18 protein-coding genes are annotated in these 16,381 nt (G+C 66.2%); 4 read left to right on the top strand and 14 right to left on the bottom strand.

Annotation, left to right across the window (positions count from 1 at the left end; genetic code table 11):
* Positions 1 to 148: 148 nt before the first annotated feature.
* The 11 genes from rnt to pstS (V3B25_RS04735) all read right to left on the bottom strand — a co-directional run bounded on the left by rnt (position 149) and on the right by pstS (V3B25_RS04735) (position 9,881).
* Positions 149 to 733: a ribonuclease T gene (rnt, locus tag V3B25_RS04785; RefSeq protein WP_005408782.1), complete on the bottom strand. Its 585-nt coding sequence runs from the start codon at positions 731 to 733 to the stop codon at positions 149 to 151.
* 236 nt (positions 734 to 969) lie between these two features.
* Positions 970 to 1,491 (bottom strand): DoxX family protein, encoded by a 522-nt coding sequence (locus V3B25_RS04780; RefSeq protein WP_049463604.1) that lies wholly within the window; start codon positions 1,489 to 1,491, stop codon positions 970 to 972.
* Between the two features lie 27 nt (positions 1,492 to 1,518).
* The gene (locus V3B25_RS04775; protein ID WP_329810208.1) at positions 1,519 to 2,274 is read right to left on the bottom strand and encodes a putative DNA-binding domain-containing protein; all 756 of its coding nucleotides are present in this window, start codon (positions 2,272 to 2,274) and stop codon (positions 1,519 to 1,521) included.
* Complete coding sequence (locus tag V3B25_RS04770; protein ID WP_049421603.1) at positions 2,267 to 3,142, bottom strand: DUF692 domain-containing protein; 876 nt, start codon at positions 3,140 to 3,142, stop codon at positions 2,267 to 2,269. Before V3B25_RS04770 ends, V3B25_RS04775 begins: the two co-directional genes overlap by 8 nt.
* On the bottom strand, positions 3,129 to 3,488 hold the full coding sequence (locus tag V3B25_RS04765) for a hypothetical protein (RefSeq protein ID WP_049421602.1): 360 nt from the start codon (positions 3,486 to 3,488) through the stop codon (positions 3,129 to 3,131). Before V3B25_RS04765 ends, V3B25_RS04770 begins: the two co-directional genes overlap by 14 nt.
* A 205-nt stretch (positions 3,489 to 3,693) precedes the next feature.
* A complete protein-coding gene (phoU, locus tag V3B25_RS04760) occupies positions 3,694 to 4,407 on the bottom strand; it encodes a phosphate signaling complex protein PhoU (protein ID WP_087944217.1) in 714 nt (237 codons plus the stop codon).
* A 91-nt stretch (positions 4,408 to 4,498) separates the two neighbouring features.
* Positions 4,499 to 5,329: a phosphate ABC transporter ATP-binding protein PstB gene (gene pstB / locus V3B25_RS04755; RefSeq protein ID WP_005408788.1), complete on the bottom strand. Its 831-nt coding sequence runs from the start codon at positions 5,327 to 5,329 to the stop codon at positions 4,499 to 4,501.
* A 19-nt stretch (positions 5,330 to 5,348) separates the two neighbouring features.
* Positions 5,349 to 6,212 carry a phosphate ABC transporter permease PstA gene (pstA, locus tag V3B25_RS04750; RefSeq protein WP_032127902.1) on the bottom strand — a complete coding sequence of 288 codons (864 nt, stop codon included), beginning with the start codon at positions 6,210 to 6,212 and terminating at the stop codon, positions 5,349 to 5,351.
* Positions 6,212 to 7,180, bottom strand: a complete 969-nt coding sequence (pstC, locus tag V3B25_RS04745; protein ID WP_201118578.1) for a phosphate ABC transporter permease subunit PstC — start codon at positions 7,178 to 7,180, stop codon at positions 6,212 to 6,214. Before pstC ends, pstA begins: the two co-directional genes overlap by 1 nt.
* Positions 7,181 to 7,262: 82 nt before the next feature.
* Positions 7,263 to 8,351, bottom strand: a complete 1,089-nt coding sequence (pstS, locus tag V3B25_RS04740; protein ID WP_100471789.1) for a phosphate ABC transporter substrate-binding protein PstS — start codon at positions 8,349 to 8,351, stop codon at positions 7,263 to 7,265.
* A gap of 513 nt (positions 8,352 to 8,864) precedes the next feature.
* Complete coding sequence (pstS, locus tag V3B25_RS04735; protein WP_049421598.1) at positions 8,865 to 9,881, bottom strand: phosphate ABC transporter substrate-binding protein PstS; 1,017 nt, start codon at positions 9,879 to 9,881, stop codon at positions 8,865 to 8,867.
* Between the two features lie 553 nt (positions 9,882 to 10,434).
* Between pstS (V3B25_RS04735) and V3B25_RS04730 the strand changes: the two genes are divergently transcribed.
* The gene (locus V3B25_RS04730; protein WP_032127900.1) at positions 10,435 to 11,667 is read left to right on the top strand and encodes a porin; all 1,233 of its coding nucleotides are present in this window, start codon (positions 10,435 to 10,437) and stop codon (positions 11,665 to 11,667) included.
* A gap of 81 nt (positions 11,668 to 11,748) precedes the next feature.
* On the opposite strand, the gene nth is transcribed toward V3B25_RS04730, so the two are convergent.
* From nth to V3B25_RS04715, 3 genes are read right to left on the bottom strand one after another with little or no spacing between them, the layout of a single operon-like run.
* Entirely contained in the window at positions 11,749 to 12,441 is a 693-nt protein-coding gene (gene nth / locus V3B25_RS04725) for an endonuclease III (RefSeq protein ID WP_032127899.1), read from the bottom strand.
* Positions 12,441 to 12,794, bottom strand: a complete 354-nt coding sequence (locus V3B25_RS04720) for a hypothetical protein (RefSeq protein WP_107432510.1) — start codon at positions 12,792 to 12,794, stop codon at positions 12,441 to 12,443. The genes nth and V3B25_RS04720 overlap by 1 nt, the downstream gene beginning before the upstream one ends.
* A gap of 4 nt (positions 12,795 to 12,798) precedes the next feature.
* On the bottom strand, positions 12,799 to 13,581 hold the full coding sequence (locus V3B25_RS04715) for an enoyl-CoA hydratase-related protein (protein WP_329810205.1): 783 nt from the start codon (positions 13,579 to 13,581) through the stop codon (positions 12,799 to 12,801).
* Positions 13,582 to 13,748: 167 nt separating this feature from the next.
* On the opposite strand from V3B25_RS04715, the gene V3B25_RS04710 reads away from it, so the two are divergent.
* The 3 genes from V3B25_RS04710 (at position 13,749) to V3B25_RS04700 (ending at position 16,289) form a co-directional block, all read left to right on the top strand.
* Positions 13,749 to 14,450, top strand: coding sequence for an FKBP-type peptidyl-prolyl cis-trans isomerase N-terminal domain-containing protein (locus V3B25_RS04710; RefSeq protein ID WP_329810204.1), 702 nt, complete (start codon positions 13,749 to 13,751; stop codon positions 14,448 to 14,450).
* Positions 14,451 to 14,586: 136 nt separating this feature from the next.
* Positions 14,587 to 15,390 (top strand): CoA pyrophosphatase, encoded by an 804-nt coding sequence (locus V3B25_RS04705; RefSeq protein WP_329810203.1) that lies wholly within the window; start codon positions 14,587 to 14,589, stop codon positions 15,388 to 15,390.
* The gene (locus tag V3B25_RS04700; protein ID WP_049421594.1) at positions 15,387 to 16,289 is read left to right on the top strand and encodes a sulfurtransferase; all 903 of its coding nucleotides are present in this window, start codon (positions 15,387 to 15,389) and stop codon (positions 16,287 to 16,289) included. The genes V3B25_RS04705 and V3B25_RS04700 overlap by 4 nt, the downstream gene beginning before the upstream one ends.
* Positions 16,290 to 16,381: the final 92 nt, after the last annotated feature.

The following is a 16,381-nucleotide window of genomic DNA, read 5'->3' as shown; positions in this document are numbered from 1 at the left end:
GGGGCGGGGGCGGCGCGCGCGCCCCCCGCCCGCCCCCCCCGCCCCCCCCCCCCCCCCCCCCCCCCCCCCCCCCCCCCCCCCCCCCCCCCCCCCGGCCCTACCAGGAATCGCTGTCAGCCCGCCACGAGGGGCTCCGCCGTTGGCCGCTTCACCGCGGCCAGGCGTTGGCGATCGTGCAGAACAAGCGCGCGGTCTGTTCGGTGTCATACACCGCGCTATGCGCCTCGTTGGCATCCCAGCCCAGCCCGGCGGCGGTGGCCGCACGCGCCAGCACGGTCTGACCGTAGGCGATGCCGGCCAGGGTCACCGTGTCGAACACGCTGAACGGATGGAACGGGTTGCGCTTGTGCCCGGTCCGCGCCACCGCTGCATTGACAAAGCCGAGGTCGAAATGCGCGTTGTGGCCGACCAGGATCGCGCGCTGGCAGCCGTACTTCTTCATGGCCGCGCGTACCGGGGTGAAGATGTGGTCCAGTGCCGCCTTCTCTTCCTTGGCTAGCCGGAACGGGTGGTCGAGGATGATGCCGGTCACTTCCAGCGACTTCGGGTCGATCTCCAGGCCCTCGGCCGGCACCACGTGGGCACTGGCGGTCTGGCCGGGGTAGAGCAGGCCGTTCTCGTCCATCTCGATCGGCACGGCGGCGATTTCCAGCAGCGCGTTGCGCTGGCTGTCGAATCCGCCGGTTTCCACGTCCACCACCACCGGCAGGAAGCCGCGGAAGCGTTGTGACATCGCGCGCTGCGCCTGGGGGACTGCGGAATCGGGAGCGGCGGCAGGTGCGGGGGTGGGGTCAGTCATGCGTGAATTCTAGCAGAGCGACCCTGAGCGCCCGGCCAGCCCTCGGTGCATGCGTTCCCTGCGCGGGCGTGTGTCGACCAAGGTCGACACCTACCGGGGACACCGCGCGCTCAGGATTCCGGTAGGTGCCAACCTTGGTTGGCACACGGTGCGCCGACCAGGTTTGGCGATTACCGGACTGCTGGCCGTGCAGGCGTGGCCGAGGGAGACCACCGCGCCAACCACGCATCCACGCTCAGCCTGCCGGCGCCGGTGAAGATCAGCGGCAGCAGCATCGCCATGAACAGTACTGGCAGCTTGAAGTTGCCGAAGCCCTGGTCAGTGATCGCGTAGCCCATGGCCAGGTCGGCCAGCGAGTTCCACTCCATCGGCCAATGCACCGCATAGGTGGCCACTACGGTCAGCACCAGCAGGCTGGCGGCGGCAAACCGGGTGCCGAAGCCAACCAGTAGGCAGGCCGCGCCAATCAGCTCGAACCAGGTGGCAAGCTGCCAGTTCAGGGTGGCCGGCAGCTGGTCGAACGGGAACGGGAAAGCGTCCTGCAGGTCGGCGAACCAGTTCTGGCCGTGCAGCTTTTCGCGGCCGGATTCGAAGTATTCCCAGGCCAGCAGCAGGCGCAGGCCGAGCGGGGCCAACCAGGGGGCGAGACGGTCCAGCTGGCCACGCGTGGCGGCCAGGGTCGGAAGGTTCATCGGTGGTTCTCCGTGGGGGAAAGGGCGTCAGCCAGGGACTGTGAGCGGGCCGATCACGCCGGCCTGCAGGAACTGCTGCAGCAGCGCGGCACCGGGCCCGGCCAGCGCCTCCTCAGCCAGGCCGTTCGCAGCGGCCAATTGCCGCAGATAGGCATGTCCATCGAGGCCGGGTCGTTCGCCGACGCTGGACAGCAGGTATACCGCCAGCGGGCTGAGCACGGCGAAGCGCACTTCGCCATCGGCCTCGCGGCGGACCAGCAGGCCGGTCGGTTCCGCCGGCGGCTGCATTGGCGCATCCTCGGCACCGAGTCGATGCACCGGCCACTGGTACAGCAGCGGCCACGCCAGGGGTGAGCGCTGCAGCGGTACCTGCAGCGGATCGATGTCGCCGGGTGCCGGCAGCGGCTCGGCCTGCAACTGGTACAGGGCGGTCTCCACCCACTCGTAATGAGCGAGTTCGGCCAACGCCGGGTGCGGCAGCTGCGGCTGTGCCTGCAGCCACTGCACGAATTCGGCGGCCAGTTCGGTGAACAGCGGTGTCTGGCAGCGGTGGGTGGCGAAGTAGTGGCGCACCAGGTCGCTCCAGGCGGGCTCGCCGAGCAGGTGCACGCAGACCGGGAAGCCGTTGCTCAGCAGGCCGAGCAGATTGTTGAACAGCAGCCGTTGGTACACCGTGACCCGGCGTGCCTCCAGCCCAGCCGGCGGTGGCACGCCCTGCGGATCGCGCAGATGGGCAGTGAACGCATGCTGCTGCGCGCGCAGGGTGCCACGAGCGTCAGTCATGTGCAGTCCCCCCGTGCGTCGCCTGCAGGCGGCGGATGGTCTGCAGTTCGCCCTGCAGCTCGGCGTATGGGGGGAAGTTGAAATCGCGCTCGAGCAGGGTGGGACGTGGGCCGATGCGCGCGTAGGTACGCGCCAGCAGCTCCCAGACCGGGTCGATCACCGCGCTGCCATGGGTATCGATCTTCAGGTCCGGCGCCTCGTCCAGGTGCCCGGCCACGTGCAGGCAGACGACGCGCTCTGCGGGCAGTCCGGCAATGAAAGTGTCGGCGTCGTAGCCATGGTTGCAGGCATTGACGTAGACGTTGTTGACGTCCAGCAGCAGATCGCAGTCGGCTTCGGCAAGCACCGCGTTGGTGAAGGCCAGTTCGTCCATCGCCGGTTCCGGTGCCAGGTAATAGGACACGTTCTCCACTGCAATGCGGCGGCCCAGCAGATCCTGCACGTGAGCGATGCGTGCCGCAGTGTGGCGCACCGCTTCGTCGGTGAACGGAATCGGCAGCAGGTCGTACAGGTGACCGTCGTCGCTGCAGTAGCTCAGGTGCTCGCTGTACAGCGGCACGCGGTGCTTTTCCAGGAACTGGCCGACCTGTTCCAGCAGCTGCGTATCCAGCGGCGCGCTGCCGCCCAGCGACAACGACAGGCCGTGGCAGCTCAACGGATGGCGCTGCGCCAGTTCGGCCAGTGCATCCCCGGCGGGACCACCGACATGGATCCAGTTTTCCGGCGCACATTCGAGGAAGTCGAAGTCACCTGCCGGGGCGTCACGCAGGTCCTGTAGCAGCGCCCGGCGCAGGCCCAACCCGGCGGCCGCCGCACGAAGCGGCGACCGCGGGTGGACGAGGCTGGCGCGGACGTCAGTGCTTGCCACCGCACTTGCCTTCGCCGCACTTGCCTTCAGCCGACTTCTTGTCGCCTGTCTTGGCAGCGGCTGCACCAGCAGCCTTGCCCTTGTCGGCACCGCACTTGCCTTCGCCACACTTGCCTTCGGCAGCCTTGCCCTTGTCACCGCCGCACTTGCCTTCAGCGGTCTTGCCGTCGGCGCCGCACTTGCCTTCGGCGTGCTTGGTATCGGCAGCCTTTGCCGCCTGGCCAGCCACCAGGTAGCCCTGGGCCAGGTCGCTCATGCTCAGGGCCGAGGCACTGGCGGTCATGCCCAGGCCGGCGGCCAGGGCCGTAGCGGTCAGCAGGGACAGGGTCTTGTTGGAACTGCTCATCGGTCTTACTCCTAGGTGGTGGGCAGGCGCCCGGGGTGAATCGATGGTGCAGCGATCCTACTCAACGAATCCTCGCCAAGAACTCAAATTTTCGTGAGATTTGTTACAGAGGGGGAGACCGGTGGCCGGAACGCCCAAAACAAAAGGGCCGCTGTCACCAGGACAGCGGCCACCGTGGAGTCGACTCCGGTGTTGCAGTGCAGCGTCAGGGCTGGCCGGTGCTGGAGGTCTCGTCGCGCTTTTCACGCGGCGGCAGCGGCTGCTCTCCGTGCACCAGGAACCACACGTTCTCGGCGATGTTGGTGGCGTGGTCGCCCACGCGCTCCAGGTTCTTGGCCATGAACAGCAGGTGCGTGCACGGAGTGATGTTGCGCGGGTCTTCCATCATGTAGGTCAGCAGCTCGCGGAACAGCGCGGTGTACTGCGCGTCCAGGCGGGCGTCGTCCTCACGCAGTTCCAGTGCGGCGTCGGCGTCGTTGTCGCGGTAGGCGGCAATGGCACGGCGGACCTGCTGCGCGGCCAGGCGGCCCAGCGCACGCAGGCCCTGGATCTGCGGCAGTGGCGGCACCTTGCCCAGCGCGATCGAGCGCTTGGCGACGTTGGCGGCATAGTCACCGATACGCTCGATGTCGGCCGGAATGCGCAAGCCGGCCAGGATTTCGCGCAGGTCGCGCGCCATCGGGCCACGCAGCGCCAGCCGCATCACGTCGTGGCTGATCTGCTGTTCCAGCGCATCGATCGCTTCGTCGTTGGCGATAATGCGATGGGCAGCGTTCTCATCGCGCTTCTCGATCACGTCCATCGCCGCTTCGAGCTGGGCGACGGCCATTTCACCCATGCGCACGATTTCGGCCACCAGGCGCTGCTGCTCTTCGTCGTAGCTCTTGACGATGTGGTCGTTGGGAAGATTCATGTTCATTCCACTCTGTAGAGTCGAGCCATGCTCGACTGACGTTATCCGTAGAGTCGAGCCACGCTCGACTGACGTTAGCTGTAACTCGACTGCCGTTTCAGCCGAAGCGACCGGTGATGTAGTCCTCGGTCTGCCGCTGCGACGGCTGCGAGAAGATCACTTCGGTGCGGTCGTGCTCGATCAGGTCGCCCAGGTACATGAAGGCGGTGTAGTCGGACACGCGGGCGGCCTGCTGCATGTTGTGGGTGACGATCACGATGGTGTACTCGTGCTTGAGCTCTTCCACCAGCTGCTCGATGCGGCTGGTCGAGATCGGGTCCAGCGCCGAGGTCGGTTCGTCCAGCAGCAGCACCGACGGGCGCAGGGCCACGGCACGGGCGATGCACAGGCGCTGCTGCTGGCCGCCGGACAGGCCCAGTGCGCTCTGCCCCAGCTTGTCCTTCACTTCGTCCCACAGCGCGCCCTGGCGCAGCGCCTGCTCGACGCGGTCGGCCATGTCGGCCTTGCTCAGCTTCTCGTGGTGGCGGATGCCGTAGGCCACGTTCTCGAAGATGGTCATCGGGAACGGCACCGGCTTCTGGAACACCATGCCGACCTTGCTGCGCAGGCGGTTCATCGGGTACTTCGGCGACAGGATGTTCTCGCCGTCCAGCAGCACCTCACCGCGCGCTTCCAGCTTCGGGTACAGCGCGTAGATGCGGTTGAAAATGCGCAGCAGGGTCGACTTGCCGCAACCGGAGGGACCGATCAGCGCGGTCACGCGCTTTTCCGGGATTTCCAGGTTGATGCCCTTCAGGGCATGGAACTTGTCGTAGTAGAAGTCCAGTCCACGCGCAGCCAGCTTCACCGGCGACGGCGTGTGCAGGCTCTCGTGCGAGGACGGCACGGCGATGCGCTGCATCGGCACGGCGTTGGAAAGGTCGTTCATGGCGTTATCCACGGAAAGGTCAGTCATGGGAGATACGGTTGCGCAGCAGGATGCCGCGGGCGGCAAGGCTGACCAGCAACACGAAGACAGTCAGCACCAGGGCACCGGCCCAGGCCAGCACCTGCCAGGATTCGTACGGGCTTCCGGCGAACTGGTTCATCACCACCGGCACCGAAGCCATCGGCTGGAAGATGTTGTTGTTCCAGTACTGGTTGCCGAAGGCAGTGAACAGCAACGGTGCGGTCTCGCCGGAAATGCGCGCCAGGGCCAGCAGGATGCCGGTGATGATGCCGGCCGACGCACTGCGGTACAGCACCTGCACGATCACCTTCCACTGCGGGATGCCCAGCGACAGCGCAGCCTCACGCATCTGCGAGGGCACCAGGCGCAGCATCTCGTCGGTGGTGCGCACCACCACCGGCAGCACGATGAAGGCCAGCGACAGCGCACCGGCGAACGCCGAGAAGTTGCCGCCGGTCTGCATCACGTACAGCGTGTAGACGAACAGGCCAAGCACGATGGACGGGGCCGACAGCAGGATGTCGTTGACGAAGCGGACCACGGTGCCGGCCTTGCGGGCGTTGCCGTACTCGGCCAGCCAGGTGCCGGCCAGCACGCCCAGCGGGGTGCCGATGCCGATCGCCAGCGCACACATCACCGCACTGCCGAAGAAGGCGTTGGCGAGACCGCCTTCCTGCATCGGCGGCGGCGTCATCTTGGTGAACAGATCCCAGTTGATGCCGGCCAGGCCCTTCGAGGCCAGGGTGAACAGGATCCAGCCGAGGAAGAACAGGCCGAACAGGGCGGTGGCACAGGAGGCGGTGATCGCAACGACGTTGCCGATGCGACGGCGCAGGTACAGCGAATCAGCGGTGGTGGACATCAGTTGCCCTCCTTGCGGGACAGGCGCATCAGCATCAGGCGGGCGATGGCCAGCACCACGAAGGTGACGATGAAGAGGACGAAGCCGAGCAGCAGCAGGGCCGAGCGGTAGGTTTCAGTGGCTTCGCCGAAATCGTTGGCGATCAGCGCGGCGATGGTGGTGCCCGGTTCCAGCAGCGACGGCGACAGGCGCACGCTGTTGCCGATCACGAAGGCCACGGCCATGGTCTCGCCCAGGGCGCGACCGAGGCCGAGGAAGATGCCACCGATCACCGCCGAGCGGGTGTAGGGCAGCACGATGTCCCAGCTCACTTCCCACTTGGTGGAGCCCAGCGCGTACGCCGACTCCTTCAGGCGGGTGGGTACGGTCAGGAACACTTCGCGCATCACCGAGGAGATGAACGGAATGACCATGATGGCCAGCACGAAACCGGCGGTGAGCATGCCGATGCCCAGCGGCGGGCCCTGGAACAGCGGGCCGATGATCGGCCATTCGCCCAGGGTCTCGTTGAGGAACGGGGTGACGTACTCGGTCATCACCGGCACCAGCACGAACAGGCCCCACATGCCGTAGATGATCGAGGGAATGCCGGCCAGCAGTTCGATGGCGGTACCGACCGGGCCACGCAGCCAGCGCGGCGCGACTTCGGTGAGGAAGAAGGCGATACCGAAGCTGACCGGCACGGCGATGACCATCGCGATGACGGCGGTGACCAGGGTGCCGTAGATCGGGGCGAGCGCACCGAACTTGTTTTCGACCGGATTCCAGTCGGCGGAGAAGAAGAAGCTCAGGCCCTGCATCTGCAGGGCATGGCGGCCGCCCCACAGCATGGACAGCGCGGCGCAGGCCAGGGCGATCAGGACGAAGATGACGGTGCCGACCAGCACCCATCGGAACAGTTTGTCGTTGCGGGCATCACGCGCATCACGCGTGGACGGGGCGGCTACAGGCTGGGCGATGGCATTCATGGGGACGGCAGGGCCAGGAAGGGGCGGGGCGGCACGGCGTGGAAGAAGCGGTGCCCGCGCGGGGCGGGCACCGCCGTGTCCATCACTTCAGGTCGGTCGCCCAGTAGGCCTCGATCTGCTTGACCAGTTCGGCCGGCAGCGGCACGTAGTGCAGCTCGTTGGCCTGGGCCTGGCCGTTCTCGAAGGCCCACTTGAAGAAGGCCAGGGTGTCCTGGTTGCGCTTGGCGTCCTTCGGCTGCTTCTGCATCAGCATGAAGTTGGTGGCGGTGATCGGCCACGCCTGCTCGCCCGGGGCGTTGGTGATGACCAGGTTGAAGTCCTTGGCGCTGGCCCAGTCGGCGCTGGCAGCTGCAGCGGCGAAGGTTTCCGCGCTCGGCTCGACCCAGTTGCCGGCCGCGTTCTGCATGGCGGTGTACGGCATGCCGTTCTGCAGTGCGTAGGCCAGTTCGACGTAGCCGATCGAGCCCTTGATCTGCTTCACGTACGAAGCAACGCCTTCATTGCCCTTGCCACCGACGCCGTCCGGCCACTGCACCGAGGTGCCTTCGCCGACCTTGCTCTTCCATTCCGGGCTGACCTTGGACAGGTAGTTGGAGAAGTTGAAGGTGGTGCCCGAACCGTCCGAACGGTGGACCAGGGTGATCTTGCCGTCCGGTAGCTTCACGCCCGGGTTGGCGGCGACGATGGCCGGGTCGTTCCAGGTCTTGACCTTGCCCAGGAAGATGTCGGCCAGCAGGGCGCCGCTCAGGCGCAGCTTGCCGGCTTCCAGGCCTTCAATGTTGACCACCGGCACCACGCCGCCGATGGCCGACGGGAACTGGGCCAGGCCGGCCTGGGCCAGCTCTTCGCTGCTCAGCGGCTTGTCGGAGGAACCGAAGTCGACGGTGCCGGCCTTGATCTGGGCGATGCCGCCGCCGGAGCCGATCGACTGGTAGTTGATCTTGGCCCCGGTGCTGGCGTTGTAGTCAGCCGACCACTTGGACACCAGCGGGAAGATGAAGGAAGCGCCGGCGCCGGACACTTCGGCGGTCACCTTGGCACCGGCAGCGGCCGGGGCGGCGGCACCGTCGGCAGCCGGCTGCTGCGCGGCCTGCTTGTCGCCACCGCAGGCCGACAGGCCCAGGGCGATGGCCAGGGAAAGGGCGGCAAGGCCGGCCGAGTGCAGTTTCATGGTCACTCCATAGCGGGGTAGAGCCGACGTCGTCGGCGGATGCGGCTATGAAATGATGTTTTTGTTACAGCCGTATTACGCCCATGACAGAGGTGTACTGGATCACGTTCTGACAAGGGTTTTACGGGGTTGGCCGGGATCCGGGAGACCCCCGGAGACCCCGGATCTGCGCACCGATATGACCGCCGGGGCTCTACAAACGCTCTTGCCTTTGCTCCTGCCTTTCATGACCCCACCGCGCCCCCGATGAACTGTCGAGAGGCGGTGGGCCAGGGCGTGCAGGACCGTCCACGGCATGGATGCCGTGGCCGAGCCCCCAAGGAAGGGTTTACGGCGTGTCCTGCACGCCCTGGCCCACCGACTCACCCACGGATCAGCGAAGGCGCAAACGCTCTTCACGACCAACCCCCAAAAACAAGAAGAGCGCGAGATCTCGAGGATCTCGCGCCCGGGGTGGGATCGGCGGGGGAGAGAGGACCCGCCGATCCCGTTCCTGCGGGGGAACGCGCTCGCTTACTTCAGGTTCTGCGTCCAGTAGGTCTCGATCTGGCGCACCAGGCTGTCCGGCAGCGGCACGTAGTCCAGCTGGCGGGCCTGGGCGTCGCCGCTCTTGTAGACCCAGCGGAAGAACTCCTGGGTGGCCTTGCCGTTGGCAGCGTTCTTCGGCTTCTTGTGCACCAGGATGAAGTTGGTGGCGGTGATCGGCCAGGACTCGGCGCCCGGGGCGTTGGTCATCACCAGGTAGAAGTCCTTGGCGCTGGCCCAGTCGGCGCTGGCGGCAGCGGCGGCGAACGAGGCGTCGCTCGGCTGCACGAAGCGGCCGGCGGCATTCTTCATCGCGGTGTACGACAGCTTGTTCTGCAGCGCGTAGGACAGTTCGACGTAGCCGATGCCGCCCTTGATCTGCTTCACGTAGGCAGCAACGCCCTCGTTGCCCTTGCCGCCGATGCCGGCCGGCCACTGGACCGAGGTGCCTTCACCGACCGAGCTCTTCCACTCCGGGCTGACCTTGGACAGGTAGTTGACGAAGTTGAAGGTGGTGCCCGAACCATCCGAACGGTGCACGACGGTGATCTTGGCGCTCGGCAGGGTCACGCCCGGGTTCAGCGCGGCGATGGCCGGGTCGTTCCAGGTCTTGATCTTGCCCAGGAAGATGTTGGCCAGCACGGTGCCGTCCAGCTTCAGCGCGCCCGGGGCGATGCCGGCCACGTTCACCACCGGCACCACGCCGCCGATCACCGACGGGAACTGGGCCAGGCCCGCAGCAGCCAGTTCTTCCGGCTTCAGCGGAGCATCGGAGGAGCCGAAATCAACGGTCTTGGCCTTGATCTGGGCAATGCCACCGCCGGAACCGATCGACTGGTAGTTGACCTTGTTGCTGGTGGCGGCGTTGTAGTCGGCCGACCACTTCGACATCACCGGGTAGATGAACGAGGCGCCCGCGCCGGTGATTTCAGCGGCGTTGGCGGCGAACACGGACGACGCAGCGAAGACGGCAACGGCAACGCGCGACTTGAAGGCGTGGATCACGGGGTGGCTCCTGGGTTGATTGGGATGCGGGGTTACCCGCCCGGCGCACATTCCATAACGGTTCGATGACAGCGCAGGGACCGTTGTATGACGCAACCGTTACAGCGCTGCCCGGCGCCCGCACAGCCAGGGGCGTGAAGGTTCTGAGTGCTGCGGGCAACGTGATGACCAATGCGCCGGAGACGGACGTAGCCCGGTTGCGATCACGTTCTATATGTCGCTGATGGCCTGCCCGGTGTGGTCGTCAATGCCGTTTCCGCCTGGCATTCCGCAGTGATGCCGCGTCATCCACACGAAACCATCAATGCAGGTGATCGCTGCGCGGCGGTCGGCCCGGGCCGGGACGCTGATACGTGACGTCATATGCCGCAAGGGATCGACAAGCATGTGGCGGCAAATGAGTCGTACGCATGACCGCACGAAGAAATCTGTGGTTGGTGCTCAGATTGTCATTCGGTTGTCATGGTTTTAACGGAATGTTCGCAAAACGCTTGACCGGCCTGCCGGCGTGGCGTTCTGCCCAAGCCATTCCAACCCTCTGGAGAAATCCAAAATGCGTTCCCATTTGCTCGCCGCCGCGGTCGTTGCAAGCCTCGGTCTGGTTTCCGCCGACGCCTTCGCAGCTCCCGCCAGCACGGGCGTATCCCAGGCACAGCTGCAGCAGCTGCAGGCGCAGATCGCTGCGCTGCAGGCCCAGGTCCAGCAGTTGCAGAACGATTCGCAGGCGCTGCAGGCACAGTCCGATGCGCAGTCCGAAGTGAACATCACCCAGGCCCAGGCCTTGGAAGGTGCACAGAAGACCCAGACCAGCGTCGACAAGCTGGCCAAGCTGGTCAATGACAACAAGATCGGCGGTCGCATGTTCTTCGACCTGACCAACATCGACAAGACCAGCAACGGCAAGGACACCGCCGCCAGCGGCACCGGTCTGGACGTCAAGCGCTTCTACCTGACCGTCGACCACAAGTTCAACGACATCTGGTCGGCCAACCTGACCACCGACTTCCAGTACAGCTCGGCCATCGGCAACACCGAACTGTTCGTCAAGAAGGCCTACGTGCAGGGTAGCTTCGACCCGGCCTTCAACCTGCGCGTCGGTGCCGCCGACATGCCGTGGATTCCGTACGTCGAGAAGTTCTACGGCATGCGTTATGTCGAGAACACCCTGACCGATCGCCTGAAGTACGGCAACTCGTCCGACTGGGGCCTGCATGGCTTCGGCAACCTGGGCAACAACTTCAACTACGCGGTCTCGGTTGTGTCCGGCGCCGGTTACAAGAACCCGACCCGCAGCAAGGGCATGGACGTGGAAGGCCGCGCGGCCTATACCCCGAACGAGAACTTCGTGGTTGCCGTCGGTGGCTACAGTGGCAAGCTGGGCAAGGAAACCGACATCCAGAGCGCCGAGAACACCTACACCCGCGCCAATGCGATGGTGGCCTACGCCAGCAGCGACTTCCGCGTCGGTGGCGAGTACTTCCAGGCCAAGAACCTCAACAACGTGATGACCGTTGCCACCGACAAGACCAGCGGCTGGTCGGTCTGGGGCAGCGTGCGCGTCACCGACGGCGGCATCAACGTGTTCGGTCGTTACGATGACACCGACGTCAGCAAGACGCTGGACCCGACCCTGAGCGACAAGTACTGGAACGTCGGCGTCGAGTTCCCGGTCATGAAGAACCTCAAGCTGTCGACCGTGTACAAGTACACGCACCTGGCCAACGCCAGCGACAAGAAGAACGACAAGACCAAGGAGTTCGGCGTCTGGGGCGACCTGTCGTTCTGATGTCCTGAAGCACTCTTGTCTACAAGCAAAGACGGCGGGCCCTGTGCCCGCCGTCCTTGTTTTGTCACACCACGAACGCGTTCACGCCTCGGCCGTGGTCTTTTCCTTGAACCGGCACAGGTCGGCGATCACGCAGCCCGGGCAATCCGGCTTGCGCGCCTTGCACACATAACGTCCGTGCAGGATCAGCCAGTGATGCGCGTCGAGCAGGAACTCGGCCGGAATCACCTTCACCAGTTTGTCTTCCACTTCGCGCACGTTCTTGCCCGGGGCCAGGCCGGTACGGTTGGAGACGCGGAAGATATGCGTGTCCACCGCCATCACCGGCTCACCGAACGCAGTGTTGAGCACCACGTTGGCGGTCTTGCGGCCCACGCCCGGCAGCGCTTCCAGTTCATCGCGATCGCGCGGCACTTCACCGCCGTGCTTCTCCAGCAGGATCGCGCAGGTGGCGATCACGTTCTTCGCCTTGGCGTTGAACAGACCGATGGTGGCGATGTACTGCTTCAGCCCGTCCTCGCCAAGCGCGAGGATCTTTGCCGGGGTATTGGCCACCGGGAACAGGCGGCGCGTGGCCTTGTTGACGCCCACGTCGGTGGCCTGCGCCGACAGCGCGACCGCCACCAGCAGTTCGAACGGCGAGCTGTACTCCAGTTCGGTCTTCGGGTGCGGATTGAGTTCGCGCAGGCGGGTGAACATCTCCACCACGTCGGCGCGCGGCATGCTGCCACCGCGTCGCGCCGGCGCGCGCGGGGTCTTCTTCGCAGTAGCCATTACTGCTCCTTGCCGGTGGCGCGGGCCTTGGCCCGGGCGAGAATCGCGGCGGCCGCCGGGGGCAGGGCGGGCTTCACGTCCGGTGCCGGGGCTGGCGTGCGTCGCGCATCGCGTTCGGCCTCGCGGCGCGCCAGGCGCACGGCACGGGCACGGTAGCGTTCGCGTGCGGCCCAGGCCGCGTGCAGCTGCTGCTGGGCCTGCTGCAGGCGTCGTGGAAGGTCCGGGTGGCCGGGCAGCAGCTGTTCGTCGCCGTCACGGGCAACGTAGTCCATGAGACCGGCCTGCAGGGCGCCATCGAGATCGTCTGCCTGGACCCGGGCGAACAGCTGCGCGGGGTTGGGTCGGGATGCCATGGCGTCAGCGGTTCTGGAAGGCCGGCGGGCGGCGCTGCAGGAAGGCGCTGGTGCCTTCGCGCATGTCTTCGGTGGCGAACAGCAGGCCGAACTGCGCGCTTTCGTACTCCAGCCCAGCCTCCAGGCTGCATTCGCCACCCACGTGTACCGCGTCGAGCAGGCCACGCAGGGCCAGCGGGGCCGAGCGTGCCAGCTGGCGCGCGATGTCCTGTACACGGTTGTCCAGCGCATCGGTGGGCACCACCTCGTTGACGATGCCCAGTTCCAGCGCACGCGCGGCGTTGATCGGTGCACCCAGCAGGCACAGCTCCAGGGTGGCGGCGCGGCCGCACAGGCGCAGCAGGCGCTGGCTGCCGCCGAAGCCGGGAATCAGGCCGAGATTGATCTCCGGCTGCCCGACCTTGGCCGTATCGGCAGCGATGCGCAGGTGGCAGGCCATGGCCAGCTCCAGCCCGCCGCCCAGGGCGAAGCCGTTCACGCGTGCGATCACCGGCTTGGGCATGCGCTCGATCTGGCGCATCAGGGCCTGGCCGAGCAGGGAGAAATCACGTCCCTGAACCGCACTGAGTGTGTTCATCTCGGCGATGTCGGCCCCGGCCACGAAAGCCTTCGGACCGGCACCGGTCAGCACCACCACGCGCACGTCCGGGTCGGCGGCGGCAGCGCTGAACGCCTCGGTCAGCGCCTGCAGGGTCGCGGCATTCAAGGCGTTGAGCTTGTCCGGGCGCTGGACGGTCACGGTGCGGATGGCGCCGTCGTCGGCGACAGCGATCAGGGCATCGGCCACGGGGAAACTCCTGAAACGTTAAAAAAAAGTGAGATTGAACTCCGCCAACGCAGACGGGTCTTAGCCTGCATCGTGAGTAGCGGTTACACGTTGTGCCCGTTATCCTAACCCGTCGCCTCAGGGCGGCGCAGAACGTCCCTGAGTTACCACCCCTGGAGAACTGTTTGATGAAGTTGCGTTCTATCGCGGTCGCCGTCGCGGCCCTGGCCCTGACGGGCAATGCCTTCGCCCAGGACGTCTCGTCCGAAAAGGGCAAGCTGAGCTACTACTTCGGTTACGACTACGGCAACAACCTGGCGGAGCTGACCGGTCGTGGTGAGCAGCTGGACATCAACTCGGTGGTGAAGGGTCTGCAGGACGCCTACGCCAAGAAGCAGCCGGCGATCACCGCCGACCAGCTGAAGCCGGCCGTTGAAGCGTTCCAGAAGCGCGAGCAGGGCCGTGCCCAGGCTGCCAAGGCCGAGTACGAAAAGGCTGCTGCCGAAAACAAGACCAAGAGCGATCAGTTCATCGCGGCAAACAAGGGCAAGGCCGGCGTGCAGTCCCTGCCGAGCGGCGTCCAGTACCGCGTGATCGAAGCCGGCAAGGGCGCCAAGCCGACCCAGGCCAGCACCGTGCAGCTGGAAGTGGCCGGTCCGTTCCCGTACGGCCAGCGCCCGACCGAAGCCCGCCCGGCCCAGCAGATTCCGTCGATCAAGGTCAGCGAAGTCGAAATGAAGGCCATGCGCGAGACCCTGCTGCAGATGCCGGCTGGCTCGAAGTGGGAAGTCACGCTGCCGCCGGACCAGGCCTACGGTGCCGACCCGCGCACCCCGTTCCCGCCGAACGTGGCTGTGCAGTTCGAGATCAAGCTGGTCAGCGTCAAGTAAATCGAAGCCGTGAACGAAACGCGCCGGTGATCCCACCGGCGCGTTTTTGTTTGCGCGGAGCGCGACGCTGCCACGCACCGCAGATTGACCCCGCGCAAATTCAGCCCGATCGCGCTACTGTGGCCGAGTGCAAACAATGGAAGAAACGGCGCGTGTTGTCGCAAGTCCCTGCATCGGAGTGTGCACGCTGGATCCAGGCCGGCAATGCACCGGCTGCGGGCGGCACATCGATGAAATCGCACGGTGGTCGTCGATGAGCAACGACGAGCGCAGCCGCATCCTGCATCGCGTGCAACCGCTGCGCCAACAACTGCAGCAATCACTGCGCGGTTCGCTGGCCGACCACGAGCGCCTGATGCGCGCGCTGCATCCACTGGCCGAGCCGCCGGCCGGCGACGGCTGGAACCGCAGTGAACTGATCGATCTGCTGCCGCCCGGGCCCCCCGTGGAAGCCGCCGTACTGGCCGGCATCGTGCCGCGCGCCAACGGCGCACAGGTCATTCTCACCCGTCGCACCGAAACCCTGCGCACCCATGGTGGCCAGGTAGGTTTCCCCGGTGGCCGCACCGAACCCGATGACCGCGATGCACTGGCGGCCGCGCTGCGCGAGAGCCAGGAAGAAATCGCACTTGCGCCGGGCCAGGTGCAGGCGCTGGGTTATCTCGATCCCTTTGTGACGATCACCGGCTACCGCGTCACGCCGGTGGTGGCCGTGGTCGATCCGGACTTCGTGCCGGTGCCGCAACCCAGCGAAGTGGCCGAGGTGTTCGAGGTGCCGCTGGATTACCTGATGGCCGCCGACAACCTGCGCCAGGTCGAAATCAATCACCGCGGCCGCGTCCGCCACGTCCTCGAGTACGGCTGGCCCGGCCAGCGTATCTGGGGCGCAACCGCCGCCATCCTCTACAACCTGCGTCGCCGCCTGGAGCAAGTGCAATGAAGCCGATCGATCCGCCGTGGACCACCCTGGTCGATGTCGCCACCCTGGCCGCTGCATTGGGCGAGGGCGTTCGCGTGGTCGACGCACGTGCTACTGCCAGTACCGCCGTACGCGTGGTCGATGCACGTTCCTCGCTGGCCGATCCGCAGGCGGGTAACGGCCAGTATCTGGCGGGGCATGTTCCGGGCGCGGTGTATGCCGACCTCAATCGGGACCTGTCGGATCTGACCCGCAGCGGCCACGGCCGTCACCCGCTGCCGGACAGCGATGCCTTCGCCGCGAAACTGGGCCAGTGGGGCATCGGTCCCGACACCCAGGTGGTGGTCTACGACGGCAGCGATGGCAGCATGGCCGCCTCGCGCCTGTGGTGGCTGCTGCGCCTGATCGGGCACAGCAAGGTGGCCGTGCTTGATGGTGGCATCGCCGCATGGCAGGGCGCAGGGCATCCCTTGGCGACGGGGCAGGATGAGGTGACCGCGCTGCCGGTTTACCCGGGCCGTTTCGACACCACCCAGATCGCCAATGCCGATGAAATCACTGCACGCTTGAAGCATGCACCCGGTTGGCTGGTCGATGCACGCGCGGGTGAGCGCTTCCGCGGCGAAGTGGAGCCGCTGGACCCGGTCGCCGGCCACGTGCCCGGCGCGGTCAACCGTCCGTTTGCGTTGAACGTCGCCGACGGCCGCCTGCGTGATGCACAGGAACTGCGCGCCGAACTGCAGGGCGTGATCGGCAACCGTGATCCGCAGCAGGTGGTGCTGATGTGCGGCTCCGGCGTGACCGCCTGCCACCTGTTGCTGGCGATGGAAGCGGCCGGTCTGTCCGGCGCACGCATCTACGCCGATTCCTGGAGCGGCTGGGTCAGCGACAGCAGCCGCCCGGTCGCCACCGGCGCCTGAGCAACGCGGGGTCAGAGCCCGTTGCGTAGCAACGGGATCCGACCCCGTGTCGACCAAGGTCGACACCCACCAACAGCAGCCGGAATCTGTCG

Origin of the sequence: Stenotrophomonas sp. SMYL8 (assembly GCF_036320065.1) — a bacterium.
GTDB lineage: Bacteria > Pseudomonadota > Gammaproteobacteria > Xanthomonadales > Xanthomonadaceae > Stenotrophomonas > Stenotrophomonas maltophilia_A.
The sequence above is the reverse complement of the archived record's forward strand: the minus strand, read 5'-3'. Positions and strand labels throughout refer to the sequence as shown.